The following is a 19,283-nucleotide window of genomic DNA, read 5'->3' as shown; positions in this document are numbered from 1 at the left end:
TTAGAATTACTGGCTTACTATCCTTCGCTTTTCCACTGCAACTTTCAGTTGTGCCATTGCCTTTTCCACAATGCTTTTAGGACAAGCAAGATTCATTCGCTGCCATCCTTTTCCACCTTCCCCAAAAAGCCTTCCCTCATTCAATCCGATACCTGCTTCTTCTACCATAAACTGCTTTAAGGAAACATCATCTAAACCTAAAGCACGGCAGTCAAGCCATAACAGGTAAGTTGCATCAGGTACCATAGGCTTGATTTCTGGTATATGTTCTTTAATGAAATTGACTACTAAAGAGATATTACGCTCTAAATAAGGAAGCAATTGCTCTAACCATTCCTCACCATATGTATAAGCTGCTATCATGGCTTCTGTCCCCATAGTTCCTCCAAAGTCCAAATGCAAAGTACCCGCTACACTCCTATATTGTTTCTGTAAAGTCTCATTCTTAAAAACCAGGTAAGATGCATTCAGCCCTGCCAAGTTAAAGGTCTTACTTGGTGCCATGCATGTAATAACCCGATTGGCTGCTTCTTCAGAAACAGTAGCCATTGGAGTGTGTTTATTCCCCCACAAAACTAAGTCAGCATGTATTTCATCCGACACGATCAAAGTATCATATTTCTTCCCTAGTTCAACAAGTCGCTGTAACTCCGGTTTTGTCCACATTCTACCTGAAGGGTTATGGGGGTTGCAAACGATCATCACCTTGACACCTTGTGATAATTGCTCTTCCAGTACCGAAAAATCTATTGTATATTTCCCTTCAACTTCTTGCAGATGATGAGGAACTACCTTTCTGCCATTCCCTTTTATAGCTTCAAAAAATGGTGTATAAACTGGTGAGAAAACCAATACTTTGTCTTCCGGTTTTGTAAAAGCATGAACCAGTAATGAAAGTGCTGGAACTATTCCAGGACTGAATACCAACTCTTTTTGGTCTACCTTCCAGTTATGACGTCTTTCAAGCCAGTTTACCACCGACTCCCAACAGCGCTCTGACTGTATGGTATAGCCAAAAATAGGGTGTTCAACTCTTGCCTTTAAAGCATCTTGCACTTCTTTCGGAACTCTAAAGTCCATATCAGCTACCCACATTGGAATTACATCCTTGCTTCCGAATAGCTTTTCCCTAAGTCCATACTTTACTGTATCTGTTTCTTCTCGGCTAATGACCTCATCAAAGTTATACTCCATATTTATGTTGCTCTAAAAAGCCCTAGGATTGATTTTTTTTCTGATGTTTTTGCCAACTTCATTAAAAGCCATTAAAAAACAAAAGCGGCACTGGATGAATTCCAGTACCGCTTTTCCTGTATTTACAAAGATGGTAACTTATTTTATTAGCTTAATTCAGCCAAAACAGTTTTTCCTCCTTTTGTCTTATCTCCAATTTTAACCTTTACATCTGCATTCAGAGGTAAAAAGATATCAACTCTGGAACCGAACTTGATAAACCCAAACTCTTTTCCTTGTTCTACCTGATCTCCTTCTTTGATGTACCAACGAATTCTTTTTGCCAATGCGCCTGCAATCTGGCGGAAAAGTACTTCTACCCCTGCCTCATTTTCAATTACCACTGTTGTTCTTTCGTTTTCAGTACTTGACTTAGGGTGCCAAGCTACTAAGTATTTACCTGGGTGGTACTTGAAGTACTTTACAATACCTGAAACTGGGTTACGGTTTACGTGTACATTAAGCGGTGACATAAACACCGAAATCTGTAGACGTTTGTCTTTGAAATATTCAGTCTCTTCCACTTCCTCAATCACTACTACTTTACCATCAACTGAGGAGATAATTTGATTAGGGTTTACTGCAGTTCTGATAATCGGGTTTCTAAAGAACTGAAGAATCAGCAAGAAAAACACCACACTAACTGCCAGTACGACGTCATTTAGAATAGTCATTTCAGGCATCACCTGTCTCATGGCAACGTTGACAACTGTAAGGAGCGTCACCAAAACCAGCAGCATCTTGTAGCCTTCTCTGTGTATAGTCATCTTATTAAATAATTGATATTAAAACTTCTTATGAATGGGTTTCACTTAGTGAGAAACACCTCATTTCCCTTTTTATGTTCTAATCACTACTTGATAAAGCTTACAATAATAGCTTTCAAGTCAACAGAATACAATTCGATCGCAAATTTATTAAATAAAAAAAGATTTAGCACTTTCCACTGTTCAAAAAAAAGAACAAGAAAAGCACTAAATCTTTCAATTGTATTTACAAGAATTATGAAATTCTATTAATAACCACCTCTCAGCTTATAAGTTTCGGCTACTTTTTCAATTGCCACGATGTATGAAGCAATTCTCAACGAAACATCATAATCTATTGAAGCCTTATAAACACGCTCAAAAGCGTCCTTCATAATCCTGTCACTTCTGCGGTTTACACGCTCTTTTGTCCATTTGTAACCCAAACGGTTCTGTACCCACTCAAAGTATGACACCGTCACACCACCAGCGTTAGCAAGAATGTCTGGCACTACAATAGTCCCTCTTTCATTAATAATGTTATCCGCTTTAGCTCCAGTTGGACCATTAGCACCTTCTACAATCAGCTTCGCTTGGATTCTGTTTGCATTGTGGTAAGTAATTACGTCCTCCTTCGCTGCAGGTACCAAAACATCTACTTTTCCTGTCAACAGTTCTTCGTTAGAGATTGCCTCTCCACCTGTGAACCCTTCCAGTGAGCCGTTTTCATTTCTGTACGCAATAGCTTCCTTAACATCAATTCCATTGTCATTCCAATAACCACCAGTGTGGTCACTGATTCCAAGAATTTTCAAGCCACGTTCTTCAAGCAACAAAGCAGCATTGCTACCTACGTTACCGAATCCCTGTACAGCACAAGTTGCATGTGTAGGGTTGATTTTGAGTTTTTCAAGCGCTACCAGTGTCGAAACCATTACGCCACGACCTGTAGCTTCCACTCTACCCAATGAACCACCCAGTACAAGCGGCTTGCCTGTTACTACGGCATTGATTGTCTTGCCCTGTGCCTTTGAATACTCATCCATAATCCAAGCCATCACCTGAGGGTTAGTCCCCATGTCTGGCGCAGGAATATCAAGATCAGGACCAAAGATATCGTTCATCTTAACTGTATAAGCTCTTGTAAGTCTTTCCAGTTCTCCTTGTGACATCTTCCAAGGCTCGCATTTAACGCCGCCTTTTGCACCTCCGTAAGGGATATCCACAACTGCACATTTCCACGTCATCCAAGCTGCAAGTGCTTTTACTTCGTCCAAGTTTACTTCTGGATCAAAACGGATACCACCTTTAGATGGGCCAAGCGTGTTAGAGTGGATCACACGGTATCCTTCAAACACTTCTTTGCGTCCGTCATCCATTGTAATAGGCAGTGATACAATCACTTGCTTTGCTGGACTTTTCAACACTTCGTAGGTTTCCTTGTCTAAGCCTAGCTTCTCAGCTGCGATGTTGAAGCGTTCCATCATGGACTCAAACGGATTCTCTTTATCCTTAATCGGAGCCGGTTCGATGTATGCCATAGTACTTTTTTTGATTTGTTAAAAAAGTGATAAAATTAAGGCTTCTGAATAATAAGTGTCAGATTTACGCAGCAAATGTATAGGTTTATTTGAAAAGAAGTAAGTCTTGTTTAAAATAATTTGGAATTTATTCAGAAAGTTTTTCATCCAAGAATGATAACTTCTTGATAAAGAACACCTTCTCCTCTCCCCCATCATTTAAAGCATGTTCCGAATATCGAATCCCTGAGAACAAAAAGTTTTTATTAAACCAAGGTTGTACCCCTCCGTGATCGAAGTAAACTATCCGTTGTTCAGGACGGTTGTCCTTCATTGGCATCACAAGATTTTGCTCATCATACTCCATTCTGCCTGACACTTTGTAATGAATATTGTCTCGGTCAGGTTTGATAAAGTAAACCTCATCTGTATCGGCATAAACTTGGACCATCTCAATTGGCAAATCCATATTGGTATGATTCATTGAAAAGCTGTTATCCCACTTCAGTTGTCCGTCCTTATCAAACCCACATGCGAAAGCATGTTTATAACGAAATTGAATTGGAAAGGTTTTTCCTTCTTCTACCTTCGCATTGACCAAACCACTTGGTACATGCTCTCCTTTATTGATCAATAGGTTGTCATGGTCTTGCACAAAGTATTTCATTGACTGGTATCCATCACCAACCCAATCTGTACCTTCCCCACCTCCACGTAAAAGAATATTACTTTGCCTAGGGTAGATAAAAGATGCTTCTTCTGCGACAAACACAACTTGATTATCCGTCACTTCTAAATCATGCACAAACAAACGGTGTCTTAATAAGTGAATCTTATCTTTATCTCTTTTATCCTGAATCCTGACAACCATATCTTCCCGTTTCTTCTCAGGCAGGTAGTTGTAAAAATGTTTGAAGTAACCAAAGTCATAAAACCTGAATGCTTCCTCTACACCTTTGTTCAACACCATTGAATACACACCTTGTGCCAAATTATCATTTCGAAGACTATAAGTACCAAGCATTATCAACCTTCCATTACTTCCAAAATAAGGACGGAAGGTTATCAGGTTATAATTAGGGTTTGGTAACTCGAAATAATTGTAACGTAACCTCCCACTAAAATCATATGCGTTAATGTAAAGCCCTTTGAACTTCCCTGTATTTGGTCCTTTCAGCACCAACACCACTGTTTCTTCCTCAGCAAAAACATCCAACGTAACCAACGTTACTTTAAGCTGATTGATGGATTGCAAGATTTGTGAGTTCCCTGACTGAAAATCATAACATATTGCTAAAGGGTTTTTATCAGTTGTCCCTCCCAGAAAGCATTTACCTTGAGCAGTCTTAAAATGGGTAATTTCTATTTCCTCTAGGTTATCGTATGGTTTCTTGTCTATTTGTCTGGATACTACATCTACTTTCAATATTTCATACTCCCTACCTTTCACTTTCAGTAAAACATATACATCATTTCCATCAATATCATAATCCATCACAATAGTCTCTGATGAGATCTCTTGTACATGACTCCACCTTTCGGTCAAAGTAGAATCCAGATAAGAAATATGTAAGGCTGATTTCCCCTTAGAATAGTCCGCACTGTTAAGCACGACCAAAACCCCTTTTTCTCCTAATGAGATTATTCTATAATCCTCCCCTTTGCTGTCTTCAATAGGAATCTTGTATATCTCTTCATTTACTGATTGTGAATTGGCATAGCCAAGTGAAGCTAAAATAAACATCAAGGCCAAAATGGCCCTGTATATCAAATGAACTTTGGTAAAATGGGAGAACATTTGGGTATTGGAATTCATAGTATCTGATTCGTTATAAGTTATAAACACATAGAGGTCTGAGCTACCTGGTTGCGGAGGTTATTTTCAACATTATTATATGCTGGTATGTTGAAAATCGATCTTGTACTATTCCTAAATATGGCGAGGCTAAAAAATGATTCTCCGTAAAAGGAAAATATAACTGATTATTTTACTATCAGTGTAGTATAATATAAATTTACGTGCACCTGATTAAGGTAAAATGGTAAACATTAATTTACGCCTAAACATTGAACATAATCAAGAACACCAGAGAGTTTCGCTCAAAGATTTTGAAAGGCTGTACTATTGCTGGAAAAAGTTTTTTTATCTGCACATGCATCTTGTTATTACTGCATTTCATCTTCCCGTTCCAACCAAAAATTCCTTACTCACAAGTAATTCTTTCGGATCAGGGAGATGTTATTGATGCTTTTTTAAGTAAGGATGACAAATGGCGAATGAGGGTTGAACTCAACGAGGTATCAGAAACACTTCAGAAGGCCATCGTCCATAAAGAAGACAAATACTTTTATTACCATTTAGGCATTAATCCTTTTGCTATTTCCAGAGCCTTTATCAAAAACATCCTTACAGGACATACAACCTCTGGAGCTTCGACGATCACCATGCAAGTTGCAAGGTTGTTAGATCCCAAACCTCGTACCTATGTAAATAAACTTGTTGAAGCATTTAGGGCATTGCAGCTGGAACTCCAGTTCAGTAAAGATGAAATACTTGAGCTATACCTTAACCTCGTTCCTTATGGGGGTAACATTGAAGGCGTAAAGGCTGCATCCATGTTATATCTTGGTAAACAACCTGACCAGTTAAGTCTTTCTCAAGCTACAGTACTTTCAATTATCCCCAACCGCCCTACATCATTGGCATTAGGCAAAGACAACACAGCCATTGTCAGAGCTAGAAATAAATGGCTTAAGATCTTTCAGCAAGATGATCTTTTCGAAAACACCTTGATTGAAGATGCTTATACTGAACCCTTGATCGCTTATCGACGATCCCTTAAACGCATCATCCCTCACTTGGGAACTCGGTTGAGATACCAAATCCATACAGATCGTATCCTCACTCATATTGATACTGAGCTTCAACAACGGGCTTCTCACCTGACAGCCCAATACATTAGTAGGCAACAACAATATGGTATTTACAATGCCTCTGTGATCATCGTAGAAAATGCAACACGAAATGTTGTCGCTTACGTAGGTTCACCAGACTTTTACAGCGATAGGCACAGTGGACAAGTAGACGGTATTCAGGCTGTCCGTTCTCCAGGAAGTACACTTAAGCCATTGGTCTATGGTTTAGCATTTGACATGGGTGTGTTAACGCCAAATAGGATTATGCTTGACGTTCCCAGTGTGTTCGGCACCTACATTCCCCAAAACTTTGATGAGAAGTTTCATGGCAAACTTACCGTCACGGATGCGTTGGCAAAATCACTTAATATTCCAGCTGTACAAGCATTGGATAAAATTGGCGTCAACAATTTAATCGCTTCTTTAAAGAGAGCTGGATTCAACAACATAGCCAAGCAAGAATACAAACTTGGACTATCATTAGCGCTTGGAGGCTGTGGTGTAAGTCTTGAAGAGTTAGCAGGGTTGTATTGTAGCATGGCAAATAAAGGATTATATGCCCCCCTTCGTTACACTCAATTGGATACAGTTAGCTCAACCGCATCAGTTCTTTCTGATGCAGCCTCATATATGATATCAGACATTCTTCAGGAACCTGATCGACCAGATTTGCCTAACGCCTATTTAAACAGTGTAAACTTGCCTAAAGTGGCTTGGAAAACTGGAACCTCTTATGGTAGAAAGGATGCTTGGAGTATTGGGTTTAATAAGAAATATACAATCGGGGTATGGGTTGGTAACTTTGACGGGACAGGCTCTCGAGAATTGACTGGAGCCCATGTCGCAACACCATTACTATTCAGACTTTTCAACACCATTGATTATAACTCAGAAAAGGGTTGGTTCCAGATGCCTGACAACCTAGAAGAACGATTGGTCTGTTCCGAGACAGGACGAGTGCCAGAACGCACATGTCAACACTTGATTAATGATTTTTACATCCCCCAAGTTTCTGACAATATCAAGTGTACTCACCAAAGGTATGTTTTTGTATCAGATGATTCCTCAATCAGCTACTGCTCCCAATGCTTACCTTCTGCAGGCTATAAAAAGCTTCTTTACCCTAATATCAACCCTGCATTGGTTACATATTTTGAAGAGAAAGACATTCCTTACAAAAGGATCCCAATGCACAATCCAGCTTGTAAAGCTATAGTCAAGGATAATCCACCAAAGATCACTTCGCCTTTAGAAAATCGGGAATACCTAATTGGGGATGAAGCCACTGAGTTATTACTCAGTTGTCAGGCAGCTAATGATGTGGACTGGGTATACTGGTATATCAATGACCAGTTCTACAAAAAGTCTCCTTCAGAAGAAAATGTCTTTTTCAACCCGCCGAAAGGAAAAGTCAAGATTTCATGTAGCGATGACAAAGGCAGAAATCACAATATCTTCATAACCGTACTGTAGAAATGGTTTTACTAAATAACTGCACTATTAAATTACATTCCTTGTATTAATTTTTGTATTTTATGCAGAATTTCGGCTGGCACAGGTTATTTTCACTTAGAAAAACACAAACCTTTCAGCAACATTATCTGTCTAAAAGCACTTATCATTATTGTACTTTTCAATGCTTTTAGCCAGACAATCAACTTACAAAATATAGACTGTCAGCCGTGCTGTGAATTTTTATAATATACCGAGACTGACAACTAACAGATAGAGACCACAAATACGATTATGATTGAAGCCGCTGGAATCTTGGTTCTGGGATTTTTTGCCCAATGGTTATCGTGGAGGATTAAGATCCCTGCCATCCTTCCCTTGATCATTATAGGACTGCTTGTAGGTCCCATCTCGACTTTCTTGACCGCCAATGGACATAAGTTTATTGATGGTGACAAGATTTTCCATCAAGACCTTTTGTTTGATGTAGTCAGTATTTCTGTAGGACTTATTCTTTTTGAGGGAGGTTTGACCCTCAAGTTTAAAGAAATCAGAACCTTGGCTAATACCGTCCGGAACCTGATCTTTTTTGGAACCGTCATCACATTGCTTGGCGGAGGGTTTGCTGTACACTGGATCATGGGCTTCAGCTACCAAATATCCTTTCTTTTTGGCGCACTCATCATTGTAAGTGGTCCAACCGTTATCGGCCCCATTCTTAGGAATGTACGTGCCAATAATAACATCAACACAATACTCAAGTGGGAAGGTATTCTTATTGATCCAGTTGGTGCCTTGGTAGCTATCTTGATTTATGAATTTATCATTACAGGTCAGTCTAATGAGCACTTTACCATTTTTGCCTTAAAAGGTTTTTTGATGATCATTTTGGCGGGGCTTGTAACAGGCGGAATCTTCGCATGGCTCACTTACATCATCCTCAAACGAAACCTTGTTCCCCATTACCTGCGAAATACTGTCATGTTGGGGATCGTAATTCTGACCTTTGCTGTTTCTGATACAATTAGTGCTGAATCAGGACTACTTGCCGTTACCGTACTCGGAATGATACTAGGTAACCTGAAGATGGAACAGATTAAACATATTCTGAGTTTTAAAGAAGATGTATCCATCATTCTGATATCCTTCTTATTTGTCATGCTTTCATCTCGTACCAATGTAGATGACCTTGCCATGCTACTGGACTACAGAAGCTTATTACTATTCCTTGTTATCATCTTTGTCCTGCGACCTCTAGTTGTATTCTTGAGTACCATCGGCTCTACCCTCAATTGGCGTGAAAGGCTATTCATTGCCTATATATGCCCTAGAGGTATTGTAGCTGCCGGTGTAGCTTCCATTTTCTCAGTTAAGCTTTCTTCTCCTGAATTGGGCATACTTTCTCCAGAGCAATCTGCCGAGGCAGCCATGCTTTTGCCACTGACCTTTATGACCATTGTGGGTACAGTAATCCAGCAAGGACTGACGGCTAAACCACTTGTGAAATTTTTGGGAGTAGGAAGGTCAGAGCCAAATGGCATCCTGTTTCTTGGTGCAAACGAAGCAGCCCGTTTTATGGCAAGATACCTAAGATCTAAAGGTATTTCAGTCATGCTTGGCGATACCTCTGTATACAATATCAGAGAAGCAAAAAACATGTTATTACCTGTATACGAAGGCAGTTTACTAAGTGATGAAGCACTCGAAAAAGTAGACTTCTCTCAGTTTGGACAACTACTTTCGACAACTTCCAATACAGATATTAATATCCTTGCCAACAAAATCATTGGACAAGAGATTGGTGATAAAAACGTATTCAGACTACCTTCCGAAAGAGAATTGAAAGTAGATAAAGAGACTTTGCCTCCTAACCTGCTTTTCAATGCTACCTATGATTTTATCGGGATTACACAAATATTCCGAAAGAGACCAAAAATCATGGAAAAGGATGTCAATTCGATGGAAGAATTCCAACAAGTTCTAGAAGAAAACGACAAGATATTACCTCTATTTATCTTAAAACCGGGACATAGAGCAGAACCTGTAACCCCAATGATTTCTAGCGTTACTGAAGGTGACAGATTAGTTTACATCAACCTTTAAATCAATAGGTTGAAACTTGTGGTTTCATGGTTTCGTGATATCACATCATTAAAAGTTAATAATGTTAAAACCTTTGATGCTCAATGTTTCACCATTTATCTATGTACGATATAGTTCGTGGTGTATAGAGGGGAATTATGGAACTATCTCAACCAAATTTCAACGCAGTTATTGACTTCGGAAACACCTTTGGAAAGGTAGGCTTATTTGATGGCAACCAGTTAGTGCTATCCAAAAGTCAGCTTGAAGAGAAGGATGTTTTACTATTCATTGAAGAACACAGTCCCCAACGGGTGATTATTTCTAATGTCGGAGCTTCTAAAGAACAGTTACTTCAGAAGCTGAGTCAACAATGCCGCACTTTGGAATTTACCCATGAGACATATGTTCCTATCACAAACCAATACAGCACACCTAAAACACTTGGCTTAGACAGGCTAGCAGCCGTTGTTGGAGCTAAAGTATTTTTCCCTCATGACCATTGTTTGGTCATTGACATGGGAACTTGCATTACCTATGACTTTATTACATCAGAAGCACAGTATCTTGGAGGAGGTATCTCCCCGGGCATGAAGATGCGTTGTAAAGCACTCCATGACTATACTGCAAAGCTTCCTTTAGTAGAACCTGTAGCATCTGTACCACTAATTGGAGACAGTACCAATAGTAGTATTTTATCAGGTGTAGTCAACGGTATTGCAGCTGAGATGAATGGAATTATAGAAAAATATACAGATAAATTTGAATCAATCAGGGTTTTGCTATGTGGTGGAGATGCAAATTTTTTTGAATCTTCTTTAAAACCTCACATCTTTGCAAACCGTGATTTAGTCCTCCACGGCTTAAGTAGAATCTTACAAGCGAATGAAGAAGATATATAGTATAGCAGCGGCATTAGCCCTTATTTTTTCAGTACAAAACGCTTTTTCACAAAGTGCTAATTCACCATATACTGTTCTCGGGCAAGGAAACTACCTAGGCTTGGGTAGCATGAGAAATAATGCAATGGGTGGAGTTGGTGTCAGTATGGGTAGCTATCAGTTTTCAAACTTGCTTAACCCTGCTCTGTTGACACACAATAAGTTTACAGTGTTCGAAGCTGCATTTTACATGGAGCAACGTAACCTGGAAGAAAGTGGCTTTCCTAGCCAGTCTGACATAGGTGGAGGTATCTCATATTTTAACTTTGCCTTTCCTGTAAGCAGAAACTGGACAATGGGATTAGGGTTAAGACCTATGACAACTGTTAACTACGAGGTTAACAATCAGGTAGAGCTTCTAAATGACCAAGGAGCAATTGTTAACTACTATGAGAAAAAGGAAACTGGAGACGGTGGTCTCAATCAAGTTTACTTCTCTCACGGTGTCAATATCTGGAAAGGACTTGTCTTAGGAGTAGAGCTTGGTTATGTATTTGGTAACCTTGACAGAGAATTCAGTTCGACCCTATTGGATGGTCAGAGCAATTTTATTGTTACTAAATTAGAAAGAATAAACCACCGCCAATTTACATTCAAGCCTGGTCTCCTTTACACTCAACCAATTGGTGATAAGGACAAGGCTAAAAAGCTAAATTTCGGTGCGACATGGCAGCCAAAACTGGATTACAACTTCAAGTATGATCAAGCTTTGATCATCAAGAACAGCAGTGACGTTGCCATTAATGTTGACACGCTCGACTCTAACTCAGACCTAAAAGAGGTTTTTCCTCAAGTGGTTACAATGGGAGCCAGCTTTGAACAAACGGGTAAATACAGCGTCGGTGTTGACTATGAAAACAGAAGTATTTCATCTAGTGACCTGATTAAGAATAATAATACGCTACCGTCATCTGGTTTTCAGCTAAAAGATAGCCAAAGACTTAGCATTGGTGGCGAATACACTCCAGACTACTTATCTGCTTCCAACTACTGGAAAAGGATTACAGTAAGAGCTGGTTTCAAATACGAAGAGTTCAACTATGAAAAATATATCTCTTCTGCTCAAAGCAGCAGTACATTAACTGATGCTTTAAAGCTAGATGATTATAGCTTCAGTGCTGGATTTTCACTACCTATTGGGCGAGGTGGAGCTTCTACCCTAACCATGACAGGTATCTATGGCTGGACAGAAGGCCAAAATGAAAATGCACTTAGAGAAGAGTATTTCAAATTACAACTTGGACTGACAATTAATGACCCTTCTTGGTTCATTAAAAGAAGAGTAAACTAAAATACAGATTGACATTTACCATGAAAAAGTTCAGAAGTTTCCTTTTGATGGCTTTGCTTTTGGGTACTGCACAATTGACGTACGCTCAAGAGGAAGGCGGTGACGCACAAGCAAAAGCAAATGAATTCACTGAAGCAGCAGCTGCTGATGGCTCAACTAAAAAAGGCTGTGATAGCAGAGGCTATTGCTGGGGTGAAGATGTAACAACTGCTAAGTCAAAGTACACGTACTTTACTGACTTGTATAAAGCAAAAGACTACAAGAATCCAGACTTATTAAACAGCCTGAACTGGTTGCTGGATAGCGTGCCTTACCTGCACGAAAACTTGTATGCTTACTCACTAAACCTTTATACAAAGCTTGAGCGTAACGCTGAAAAAGCAAAAGACACAGCCAAGCAGAGAGAGTATCAGGATAAAATCCTGAAGCTTTATGATGACAGAATCCGTTACTTCGGTGACGAAAATGACAACCTGTCAAAGAAAGCAACTGTCGTATATGACTTCATGAAAGACAGAGACGAGTTCAAAAACAACTTGCCTGAATACTTGGAGTTCTACGAAAAGATTGCTGAAATCGAAGGCAAAGAAAAAGCTGAGTCAAGAAACGTTACAGCGCACGCTGTAATATCTTACCAGTTGGCTGCCAGCAACAAAAATGCTTCGATCAAGTTCAAAAACTCAGACGGATATAAGAAGCAAATGTCAGCTATCTTGACATGGGAGCCTCTTATTAAAGATGAGCAACAAGGAGCTACAGCGAAGCAAAACGTAGAAAATGCGAAAGCTGAGTTGGCTAAACTGAAAGAAGAGTTCAAAAACACTGACCCTGATTTCAAGAAGTACGGTGACTACGATGAAGACTGGTTCCTAAACAAATATGACGAGCTGTCTGAAGTGACTGAGTACAATATCGAAAACGCTAAAAACGATAGAGATAAAGCTTCTTGGGAAAGAACTCAGCAGGTGTTGAATAAAATTCTTCCTACAATCGTACAAGTAGACTGCGATTTTATCGAGAAGAAAATGGGACCTCAGCTTGATGCCAACCCAGAAGACACTAAACTAGCTAAGAGAATTATCCAGTTTAGCTTGAAAGAGAAGTGTACAGATAATCCATACTTCTTGCCTGCAGCTATCACTGTATTCAACGACACTAAAGATCCTGGTACTGCTTCAGTAATCGGTTCTAAGTACCTTTCTCAGGATGATATTGCAAAAGCACTTGAGTGGAAACAAAAAGCAGCTGACCTTTACGAAGACAACCCTGCTAAGAAAGCTGAAGTAATGCTTGACATTGCAAGACTGACACTGAGAAAAGACGGTAAAGCGGCTGCAAGAAACGTTGCAATGGATGCTGCTAAAACTGACTCTTCAGTTGCTGGTGAGGCTTACACATTTATCGGTGACCTTTACATGAACTCTTACAAGGACTGTTTCGATGTACAGGACGAAGTGAAGACAAGAGCATGTTACTTGGCCGCTTACGATATGTACTCTAAAGCTGGTAACAGCTCTAAGATGGCTAAAGCACAAGAGCAATTCCCTGCGATGTCTGACATCTTCCAGATGGCATCTAAAGGTTATGAAGTAGGAAAACCTATCAGCGTTGGTTGCTGGATTGGTGGAACTACTGTTCTTCGCAAGAGACCATAATTTATCTTTAGATAAATAAAATATACAGAGGCTCTGATCTTCCATTGTGTAGATCAGAGCCTTTCTTTTTCTGCCACCATATTTCTTGCTTATAAAAAAAGTTAAGGAATAGTTCCTATAAACAGGAATTTATACTTTTAGAGGCGTTCATAAGGGCTTTTGCAAGCTCTTATAGTACTCTTTTTCTTAGAGAATTACAGTGGCTATCAGTGCGAATGAAAGGAATTAAATCTATTCAGTGTTTCAATTCATTCCAATCTGATTATTTTTGCCTCTTCATAACCATTGGTTACATATCTTAGTTGAATCCTTTATGAAAAAACTAACATTCTTCATACTGATTATAGCTGCAGGAATTACTGCCTGCTCTACTACCAAGAAAAAAGACGATCTGTCACAAAAGCTTGATCCGAATGCGCCAGAATACATGGCTAAAAATGCGACTACCATCTATACTGAGGACACCAAACTCAAGATGAAAATGGAAGCAAAGGTACAGATGCGTTTTACAGATGGCAACGAGCGTTACCCTGAAGGTATCTTTATCACTACTTTTAATCAGGATGGAAAAGAGCAGTCAACTCTAGTCGCTGACAGTGCTATCTACTTTTACAAGGATCACCTATACAGAGCAATGGGGAATGTCGTACTGAATGACAAAAACAAAGGGCAGAAATTAGAAACCAACCTATTGAATTTCAACAATGAAAGTGGTGACATTTTTACGGATGACAGCGTAAAGATCACTACAGAGGGAGCTACTACTTTTGGAGTAGGAATGAAAGCTAACCAAAATGATCCTGATGACTATGAAATTCAGAATATTACGGGTACAATTTCTGAATAAAATAAAAAGGTTATAAAAGCGCCGCCTTTATAGGTGGCGTTATTGGATAAAAGAGGGAAGGTCTAAAATGTTATGAAAAAAGCAGTCATTATCGCCTTTGGTACAGCAGCATTTGTAATTGGGGTACACCAATCATTTTACTATGGAATCGGGGCAAGTTATTGGTTATTTATGCTTTCCGGTATTTGTGTACTACTATTGCAGTACATCAACAAAAAAAATGAGGAGAAGGGAAAGAATAAGAACAAATAAACAGACTAACACCAACCAACTATGAAATTCAACTTCATTTCTGAACTAGTTTACTTACTAAAATCTGCTGTAATATACACTGCAGCCTATACAGGAATTATGTATTGGCTTGATGAAGAAATGACACTTGCCAATTACCTGCAAGGCATGATGGTTATCTTATTGGTAGCTTATATTGTCAGAGTAATTTTCAAGGTCATGAACAGCCTCAAATAAAAACTCTTTTTACATCTCAAAAAGGGTTTTTCGCATACTGGCAATCTTCTGTTCAGTATCAACCAAGTATTCAATGGTGCGAGCAATATCTTCTGGAATACCCAATACACGAGCTGCATGATTCGCTGCATCGCGTTCAGTTTGGGGATAATTCATATCTGCTCGGGCCATTTTAATGGCATTATAAAGCAGCGTACGTGAAAAGTTGATGGAAATATCCACTTCCATTTCATCTATAATATTGTAAAGGTTTCCTTCCTTATAATCAAAAGAAAGGACATCCTCGATAATATGAGTTGGCATATCGGAAAGTATAGCAAACTCATCCTTGAACCACTTCTTTTCCTGAATAGAAATTTCCCTGTCAGCTCCTGCTACCATCATCAAAGCATAACCATAATTACGCTGAGTCTTATCGCTGGTATAATGCATTCCCAAAATATGCCTATCTATCACAGATGCCATTCTAAATTCAGGTTGTAAAGGTCGTTCATTTCCCACAGTCACATATGAAGACTCCTCTACTTCAAAAATTGATTTTCGTGTCAATTCTAGAGACTTTTCTGTATTAACCAACCCTTCAATCGTCCGAGCCAGATAAAACGGCACACCAAGGCTTTCAGCAAGCCTTATAACAGCTTCTTTTTCTTCAGGTGCATAATCTTGGTCTGCTCTTGCCATTTGTACAGCATCGTATACCAATGCGCGCTTAAAATTAACAGGCAGATCGATCTTTATATCAGCCAAGAGTTTATTAAGGTCTGCATTCTTATAGTCAAAACCGATCACCAGCTGCTTCTGCTCATCAGTAGCCTTCAGCTCTTCCATAAATTCGTTGAGCATCCATTCCATTTCTTTATCAGAAACTTCTCCATCAGCACCAGCAATTGTCAGTAAAGCATAGGCATAACTTATCCATTTGTCTTTCTGTTGTTCATGCTTTTTATCATAGATTAATGAAGCCAAAGGAGAGGCTTGGATCAATGCTGTTGTCATTGTTGGAATTTGGTTTTAGTTTTTAAATATGGCAGGTGCTATCCTGACTTTTTTATGGGCTATAAACTGAGTAGTCACCTATTTTGACAGTACGTAATACTGGGCTTCTCTATTAATTTAACTCAAGTTGCACTTTATAAATCAGGTTACCATGGAAGGTGTTGTTTAGGATGAAGAGCACCAAACACACCTGTCCAATGGCAACCATCAATGAAAATACCGTATGCATCTACTGTTTTGTAGATGATTACCTGAAAGCAACTAAGCTCAAAGAGCCTAGACAGCGTCGGATGTCCGACAGCCAGATCATTACCTCGGCCCTGCTGGCATGTGCCCATTTCGGTGGCAACATGGTACAATCTCTGGAGTACCTGAAAGCGCATCATGGCTTTAAGCCCATTGATAAGTCCGGGTTCAATCGCAGGCTTCACGGTTTGTTTGAGACGATCTTATTTATCTTCTCGGCATTGGGCAAAACCCTGATGGAGCTCAACACTAGCGGGGATTACCTCATAGACAGTTTTCCTGTAGCTGTCTGCCGGAATATCCGTATCCCCCGATGCAGAATCCTGCGAGGTGAACCCTACAGAGGCTATAATTCCTCCAAGAGGGAGTACTTCTATGGATTCAAGGTGATGTTAATTACCACATCTTCGGGCATTCCTGTCCAGTATTTTCTTATGGCGGGTTCAGTCCATGATATAACGGGGTTTCAATCCATGAACCTTGAAATTCCGGAAGGAAGTTCCCTGTATGGGGATGCCGCCTTCACCGATTACGATCTGGAAGACCTTTATGCCGAATGCGAAAACATTCGCATTTTGGCCGACCGGAAATCGAATGCAAAACGAAAGGATGAGCCTTGGCAAGCCTTTATCAAGAAGGTCTTGAGGAAGAGGGTGGAAACCACATTCAGTGGTATTACAGCCAAGTTCCCTAAGCATATTCATGCTGTCACGCCACAGGGTTTCATCATTAAAATTTTCTTATTCATTTTTGCCTATACAATCGAAAATGTCGCTTGGTAGGAAAATCAAACGCAACTTGAATTAATTTAAGTAAAATGTATGTCCTGCTAAAATCTATTTCTGATCCATTTCAGGTAATTTATCCCTAAATAGTACAACCCGAGTATTATTAATATTAAAAATCATATACGCTTTAAACCTGACACTGGTTGTTACGATCATGATTTTTTAATCAATAAAAAACTCTTCCTGTTACTGGAAGAGTTTTTAAAAGCCTTTATGACATCATATTTTAAACGGTTTTCCCTGACCAAGCTATAATGCCACCTTTCAGGTTATACAGCTCCGTAAAGCCTTCTTTAGCCATCATTTTGCAAGCTCTCTTGCTTCGATTACCCGATTTGCAATACACAAAATAAGGCTTGTCTTTATCCATATGCTTGAGTCGCTCTACAAAATTAGGACTCATCACATCTATGTTCAATGCATTGTGAAGTTTTTCCTCCTTATGTTCCATTCTTGATCTTACATCAAGAATTATAGGTTTCTCTGTTCCTTTCAGTTTTTCTGCAAAAGCTTCGTCATCCAAAGTCTCGAAGCCTTGATCTCCTCCAAACAGGTTTTTGATAAATTCTAGCATTGAGATGATTTCAGGTGTTTATTTTTTTCCAAATACAATCGGTGCATGTTCTTTTTCCAATGCAGCAAAACCTCCTTTGATATTCTTAAGGTGCGTAAAACCTAACTGCTTCAACAATGAAACCGCAATCATTGAACGGTAACCACCACCACAATGAACAAGATAGCCTGTCGTTTCTTTATCCAACTCCGAATGACGGTGTAGTAACTCCTGAAGCCTGATTACCTTCGCTCCATCAATATGGGCTTTTTCTACTTCTCCCGGTTCTCTTACATCCAATGTCACATCACTCATTCGCTTCATTTCCTTAACAGCCTCAGCTGCTGAAATGGAATCTACTGTATCAATCGGTTTTTTGGCAAATTCCCAAGCCCCAAAGCCCCCCTCAAGGTAACCAAGTACATTTTCATAACCAATACGCGCCAGTCTTGTCACCGTCTCCCTTACTTGCTCAATATCTTTGGCTACAATGATCAGCTCTCTTTTGATATCTACCATCGTACCGACCCAAATAGCAAACTGACCATTCAATCCTATATTCAGTGCACCTTTCACAAACCCTTTTTCAAATTCGTCTGGAGTACGGGCATCCAATACCAAGGCACCTTTATTCTGTGCCTTTTCTACTTCTTCAAGAGACAATCCATTCATATTGGCTGAAAATACTTCATCCAAAGGTTTATAGCCTTGCTTATTGATTTTGGCATCTTCAAAGAAATAAGCAGGCGGCGCCACCAAACCATCTGTCAGTTTTGCTACAAACTGCTCACGTGACATGTCTTGCAACGCATAATTGCTTTGCTTCTGCTCACCGATTGTACTGCTATTCTCTTTTCCAATATTCTTTCCACACGCAGAGCCTGCTCCATGTTCAGGATATACAATGACCTCATCACTCAATGACTTTATCTTTGTATTCAGTGAATCATAAAGCATACTAGCCAAATCTTCTCTGGATATATCCTGATTAACAGCAAGGTCTGGTCTTCCTACTTCTCCAACAAATAAGGTGTCGCCTGTAAATACAGCATGGTCATTCCCTGCTTCATCCTTCAATAAAAAGCTTGAGGACTCTAATGTATGTCCTGGTGTATGTAACACTTGAATTGTTGCATTTCCCAATGAAAAGGTTTCTTCATCCTTTGCTACATGTACATCATAGGATGGGTTTGCATTTGGACCATACACTATAGTTGCACCTGTTTGCTTCGCAAGCTCTAAGTGACCTGATACAAAATCAGCGTGGAAGTGTGTTTCCAATATGTATTTGATGGATGCATTATGCTCCTTCGCAATTGCCAGATATGGTGCTGACTCACGAATAGGGTCTACAACAGCCGCTTCCCCATCTGAGATAATGATGTAAGATGCTTCTGAAAGACATTTCGTATAAAGCTGCTCTACTTTCATGTGTGTTATACATCTAATTAGTCTAAAAATGCATTGCCGGTAAGGTGCCCAAATATATGGATTTTCACTTTTAAATTACTGACTAATACTTTCATAAGCTCATAACAACAATCATTGT

The 19,283-nt window shown here is 39.5% G+C and carries 16 protein-coding genes; 9 read left to right on the top strand and 7 right to left on the bottom strand.

Features of this window, described 5'->3' with window-relative positions:
- Window positions 1-6 precede the first annotated feature (6 nt).
- The 4 genes from V6R21_RS31140 to V6R21_RS31125 all read right to left on the bottom strand — a co-directional run bounded on the left by V6R21_RS31140 (window position 7) and on the right by V6R21_RS31125 (window position 5,315).
- The gene (locus tag V6R21_RS31140; protein WP_334247392.1) at window positions 7-1,194 is read right to left on the bottom strand and encodes a MalY/PatB family protein; all 1,188 of its coding nucleotides are present in this window, start codon (window positions 1,192-1,194) and stop codon (window positions 7-9) included.
- A 146-nt stretch (window positions 1,195-1,340) separates the two neighbouring features.
- Complete coding sequence (locus tag V6R21_RS31135; RefSeq protein ID WP_334247391.1) at window positions 1,341-2,000, bottom strand: phosphatidylserine decarboxylase family protein; 660 nt, start codon at window positions 1,998-2,000, stop codon at window positions 1,341-1,343.
- Between the two features lie 248 nt (window positions 2,001-2,248).
- The gene (locus V6R21_RS31130; RefSeq protein ID WP_334247390.1) at window positions 2,249-3,520 is read right to left on the bottom strand and encodes a Glu/Leu/Phe/Val family dehydrogenase; all 1,272 of its coding nucleotides are present in this window, start codon (window positions 3,518-3,520) and stop codon (window positions 2,249-2,251) included.
- A gap of 127 nt (window positions 3,521-3,647) precedes the next feature.
- Entirely contained in the window at window positions 3,648-5,315 is a 1,668-nt protein-coding gene (locus V6R21_RS31125) for a hypothetical protein (protein ID WP_334247389.1), read from the bottom strand.
- Between the two features lie 344 nt (window positions 5,316-5,659).
- Between V6R21_RS31125 and pbpC the strand changes: the two genes are divergently transcribed.
- From pbpC to V6R21_RS31085, 8 genes are all read left to right on the top strand, one after another.
- On the top strand, window positions 5,660-7,888 hold the full coding sequence (gene pbpC / locus V6R21_RS31120) for a penicillin-binding protein 1C (RefSeq protein WP_334247388.1): 2,229 nt from the start codon (window positions 5,660-5,662) through the stop codon (window positions 7,886-7,888).
- Window positions 7,889-8,161: 273 nt separating this feature from the next.
- Window positions 8,162-9,970, top strand: coding sequence for a cation:proton antiporter (locus V6R21_RS31115; protein ID WP_334247387.1), 1,809 nt, complete (start codon window positions 8,162-8,164; stop codon window positions 9,968-9,970).
- A 137-nt stretch (window positions 9,971-10,107) separates the two neighbouring features.
- The gene (locus tag V6R21_RS31110; RefSeq protein WP_334247386.1) at window positions 10,108-10,851 is read left to right on the top strand and encodes a type III pantothenate kinase; all 744 of its coding nucleotides are present in this window, start codon (window positions 10,108-10,110) and stop codon (window positions 10,849-10,851) included.
- Window positions 10,835-12,181 carry a hypothetical protein gene (locus V6R21_RS31105; protein ID WP_334247385.1) on the top strand — a complete coding sequence of 449 codons (1,347 nt, stop codon included), beginning with the start codon at window positions 10,835-10,837 and terminating at the stop codon, window positions 12,179-12,181. The genes V6R21_RS31110 and V6R21_RS31105 overlap by 17 nt, the downstream gene beginning before the upstream one ends.
- Window positions 12,182-12,201: 20 nt before the next feature.
- Window positions 12,202-13,836: a hypothetical protein gene (locus V6R21_RS31100; RefSeq protein ID WP_334247384.1), complete on the top strand. Its 1,635-nt coding sequence runs from the start codon at window positions 12,202-12,204 to the stop codon at window positions 13,834-13,836.
- A 313-nt stretch (window positions 13,837-14,149) separates the two neighbouring features.
- Entirely contained in the window at window positions 14,150-14,683 is a 534-nt protein-coding gene (gene lptC, locus V6R21_RS31095) for an LPS export ABC transporter periplasmic protein LptC (RefSeq protein ID WP_334247383.1), read from the top strand.
- A 72-nt stretch (window positions 14,684-14,755) separates the two neighbouring features.
- A complete protein-coding gene (locus V6R21_RS31090; protein ID WP_334247382.1) occupies window positions 14,756-14,935 on the top strand; it encodes a hypothetical protein in 180 nt (59 codons plus the stop codon).
- Between the two features lie 21 nt (window positions 14,936-14,956).
- A complete protein-coding gene (locus tag V6R21_RS31085) occupies window positions 14,957-15,151 on the top strand; it encodes a hypothetical protein (protein ID WP_334247381.1) in 195 nt (64 codons plus the stop codon).
- Window positions 15,152-15,160: 9 nt separating this feature from the next.
- On the opposite strand, the gene V6R21_RS31080 is transcribed toward V6R21_RS31085, so the two are convergent.
- On the bottom strand, window positions 15,161-16,147 hold the full coding sequence (locus V6R21_RS31080) for a TerB family tellurite resistance protein (RefSeq protein WP_334247380.1): 987 nt from the start codon (window positions 16,145-16,147) through the stop codon (window positions 15,161-15,163).
- Window positions 16,148-16,353: 206 nt separating this feature from the next.
- Here V6R21_RS31080 and V6R21_RS31075 point away from each other — a divergent pair, with 206 nt between their 5' ends.
- The gene (locus V6R21_RS31075) at window positions 16,354-17,175 is read left to right on the top strand and encodes an IS982 family transposase (protein ID WP_456298559.1); all 822 of its coding nucleotides are present in this window, start codon (window positions 16,354-16,356) and stop codon (window positions 17,173-17,175) included.
- A 232-nt stretch (window positions 17,176-17,407) separates the two neighbouring features.
- On the opposite strand, the gene V6R21_RS31070 is transcribed toward V6R21_RS31075, so the two are convergent.
- Both V6R21_RS31070 and V6R21_RS31065 read right to left on the bottom strand, forming a co-directional pair.
- A complete protein-coding gene (locus tag V6R21_RS31070; protein ID WP_334247379.1) occupies window positions 17,408-17,755 on the bottom strand; it encodes a rhodanese-like domain-containing protein in 348 nt (115 codons plus the stop codon).
- A gap of 18 nt (window positions 17,756-17,773) precedes the next feature.
- Entirely contained in the window at window positions 17,774-19,165 is a 1,392-nt protein-coding gene (locus tag V6R21_RS31065) for an MBL fold metallo-hydrolase (RefSeq protein ID WP_334247378.1), read from the bottom strand.
- Window positions 19,166-19,283 lie beyond the last annotated feature (118 nt).

Origin of the sequence: Limibacter armeniacum (assembly GCF_036880985.1) — a bacterium.
GTDB classification, from domain to species: domain Bacteria; phylum Bacteroidota; class Bacteroidia; order Cytophagales; family Flammeovirgaceae; genus Limibacter; species Limibacter armeniacum.
Note: the sequence above shows the minus strand (reverse complement) of the source record. Positions and strands in the feature narration are given on the sequence as shown.

Coding starts and splice junctions, on each gene's coding strand:
- V6R21_RS31140 (WP_334247392.1), bottom strand. CDS start 1,194: ATGGAGTATAACTTTGATGAGGTCATTAGCCGAGAAGAAACAGATACA.
- V6R21_RS31135 (WP_334247391.1), bottom strand. CDS start 2,000: ATGACTATACACAGAGAAGGCTACAAGATGCTGCTGGTTTTGGTGACG.
- V6R21_RS31130 (WP_334247390.1), bottom strand. CDS start 3,520: ATGGCATACATCGAACCGGCTCCGATTAAGGATAAAGAGAATCCGTTT.
- V6R21_RS31125 (WP_334247389.1), bottom strand. CDS start 5,315: ATGAATTCCAATACCCAAATGTTCTCCCATTTTACCAAAGTTCATTTG.
- V6R21_RS31115 (WP_334247387.1), top strand. CDS start 8,162: ATGATTGAAGCCGCTGGAATCTTGGTTCTGGGATTTTTTGCCCAATGG.
- V6R21_RS31110 (WP_334247386.1), top strand. CDS start 10,108: ATGGAACTATCTCAACCAAATTTCAACGCAGTTATTGACTTCGGAAAC.
- V6R21_RS31105 (WP_334247385.1), top strand. CDS start 10,835: ATGAAGAAGATATATAGTATAGCAGCGGCATTAGCCCTTATTTTTTCA.
- V6R21_RS31100 (WP_334247384.1), top strand. CDS start 12,202: ATGAAAAAGTTCAGAAGTTTCCTTTTGATGGCTTTGCTTTTGGGTACT.
- lptC (WP_334247383.1), top strand. CDS start 14,150: ATGAAAAAACTAACATTCTTCATACTGATTATAGCTGCAGGAATTACT.
- V6R21_RS31090 (WP_334247382.1), top strand. CDS start 14,756: ATGAAAAAAGCAGTCATTATCGCCTTTGGTACAGCAGCATTTGTAATT.
- V6R21_RS31085 (WP_334247381.1), top strand. CDS start 14,957: ATGAAATTCAACTTCATTTCTGAACTAGTTTACTTACTAAAATCTGCT.
- V6R21_RS31080 (WP_334247380.1), bottom strand. CDS start 16,147: ATGACAACAGCATTGATCCAAGCCTCTCCTTTGGCTTCATTAATCTAT.
- V6R21_RS31070 (WP_334247379.1), bottom strand. CDS start 17,755: ATGCTAGAATTTATCAAAAACCTGTTTGGAGGAGATCAAGGCTTCGAG.
- V6R21_RS31065 (WP_334247378.1), bottom strand. CDS start 19,165: ATGAAAGTAGAGCAGCTTTATACGAAATGTCTTTCAGAAGCATCTTAC.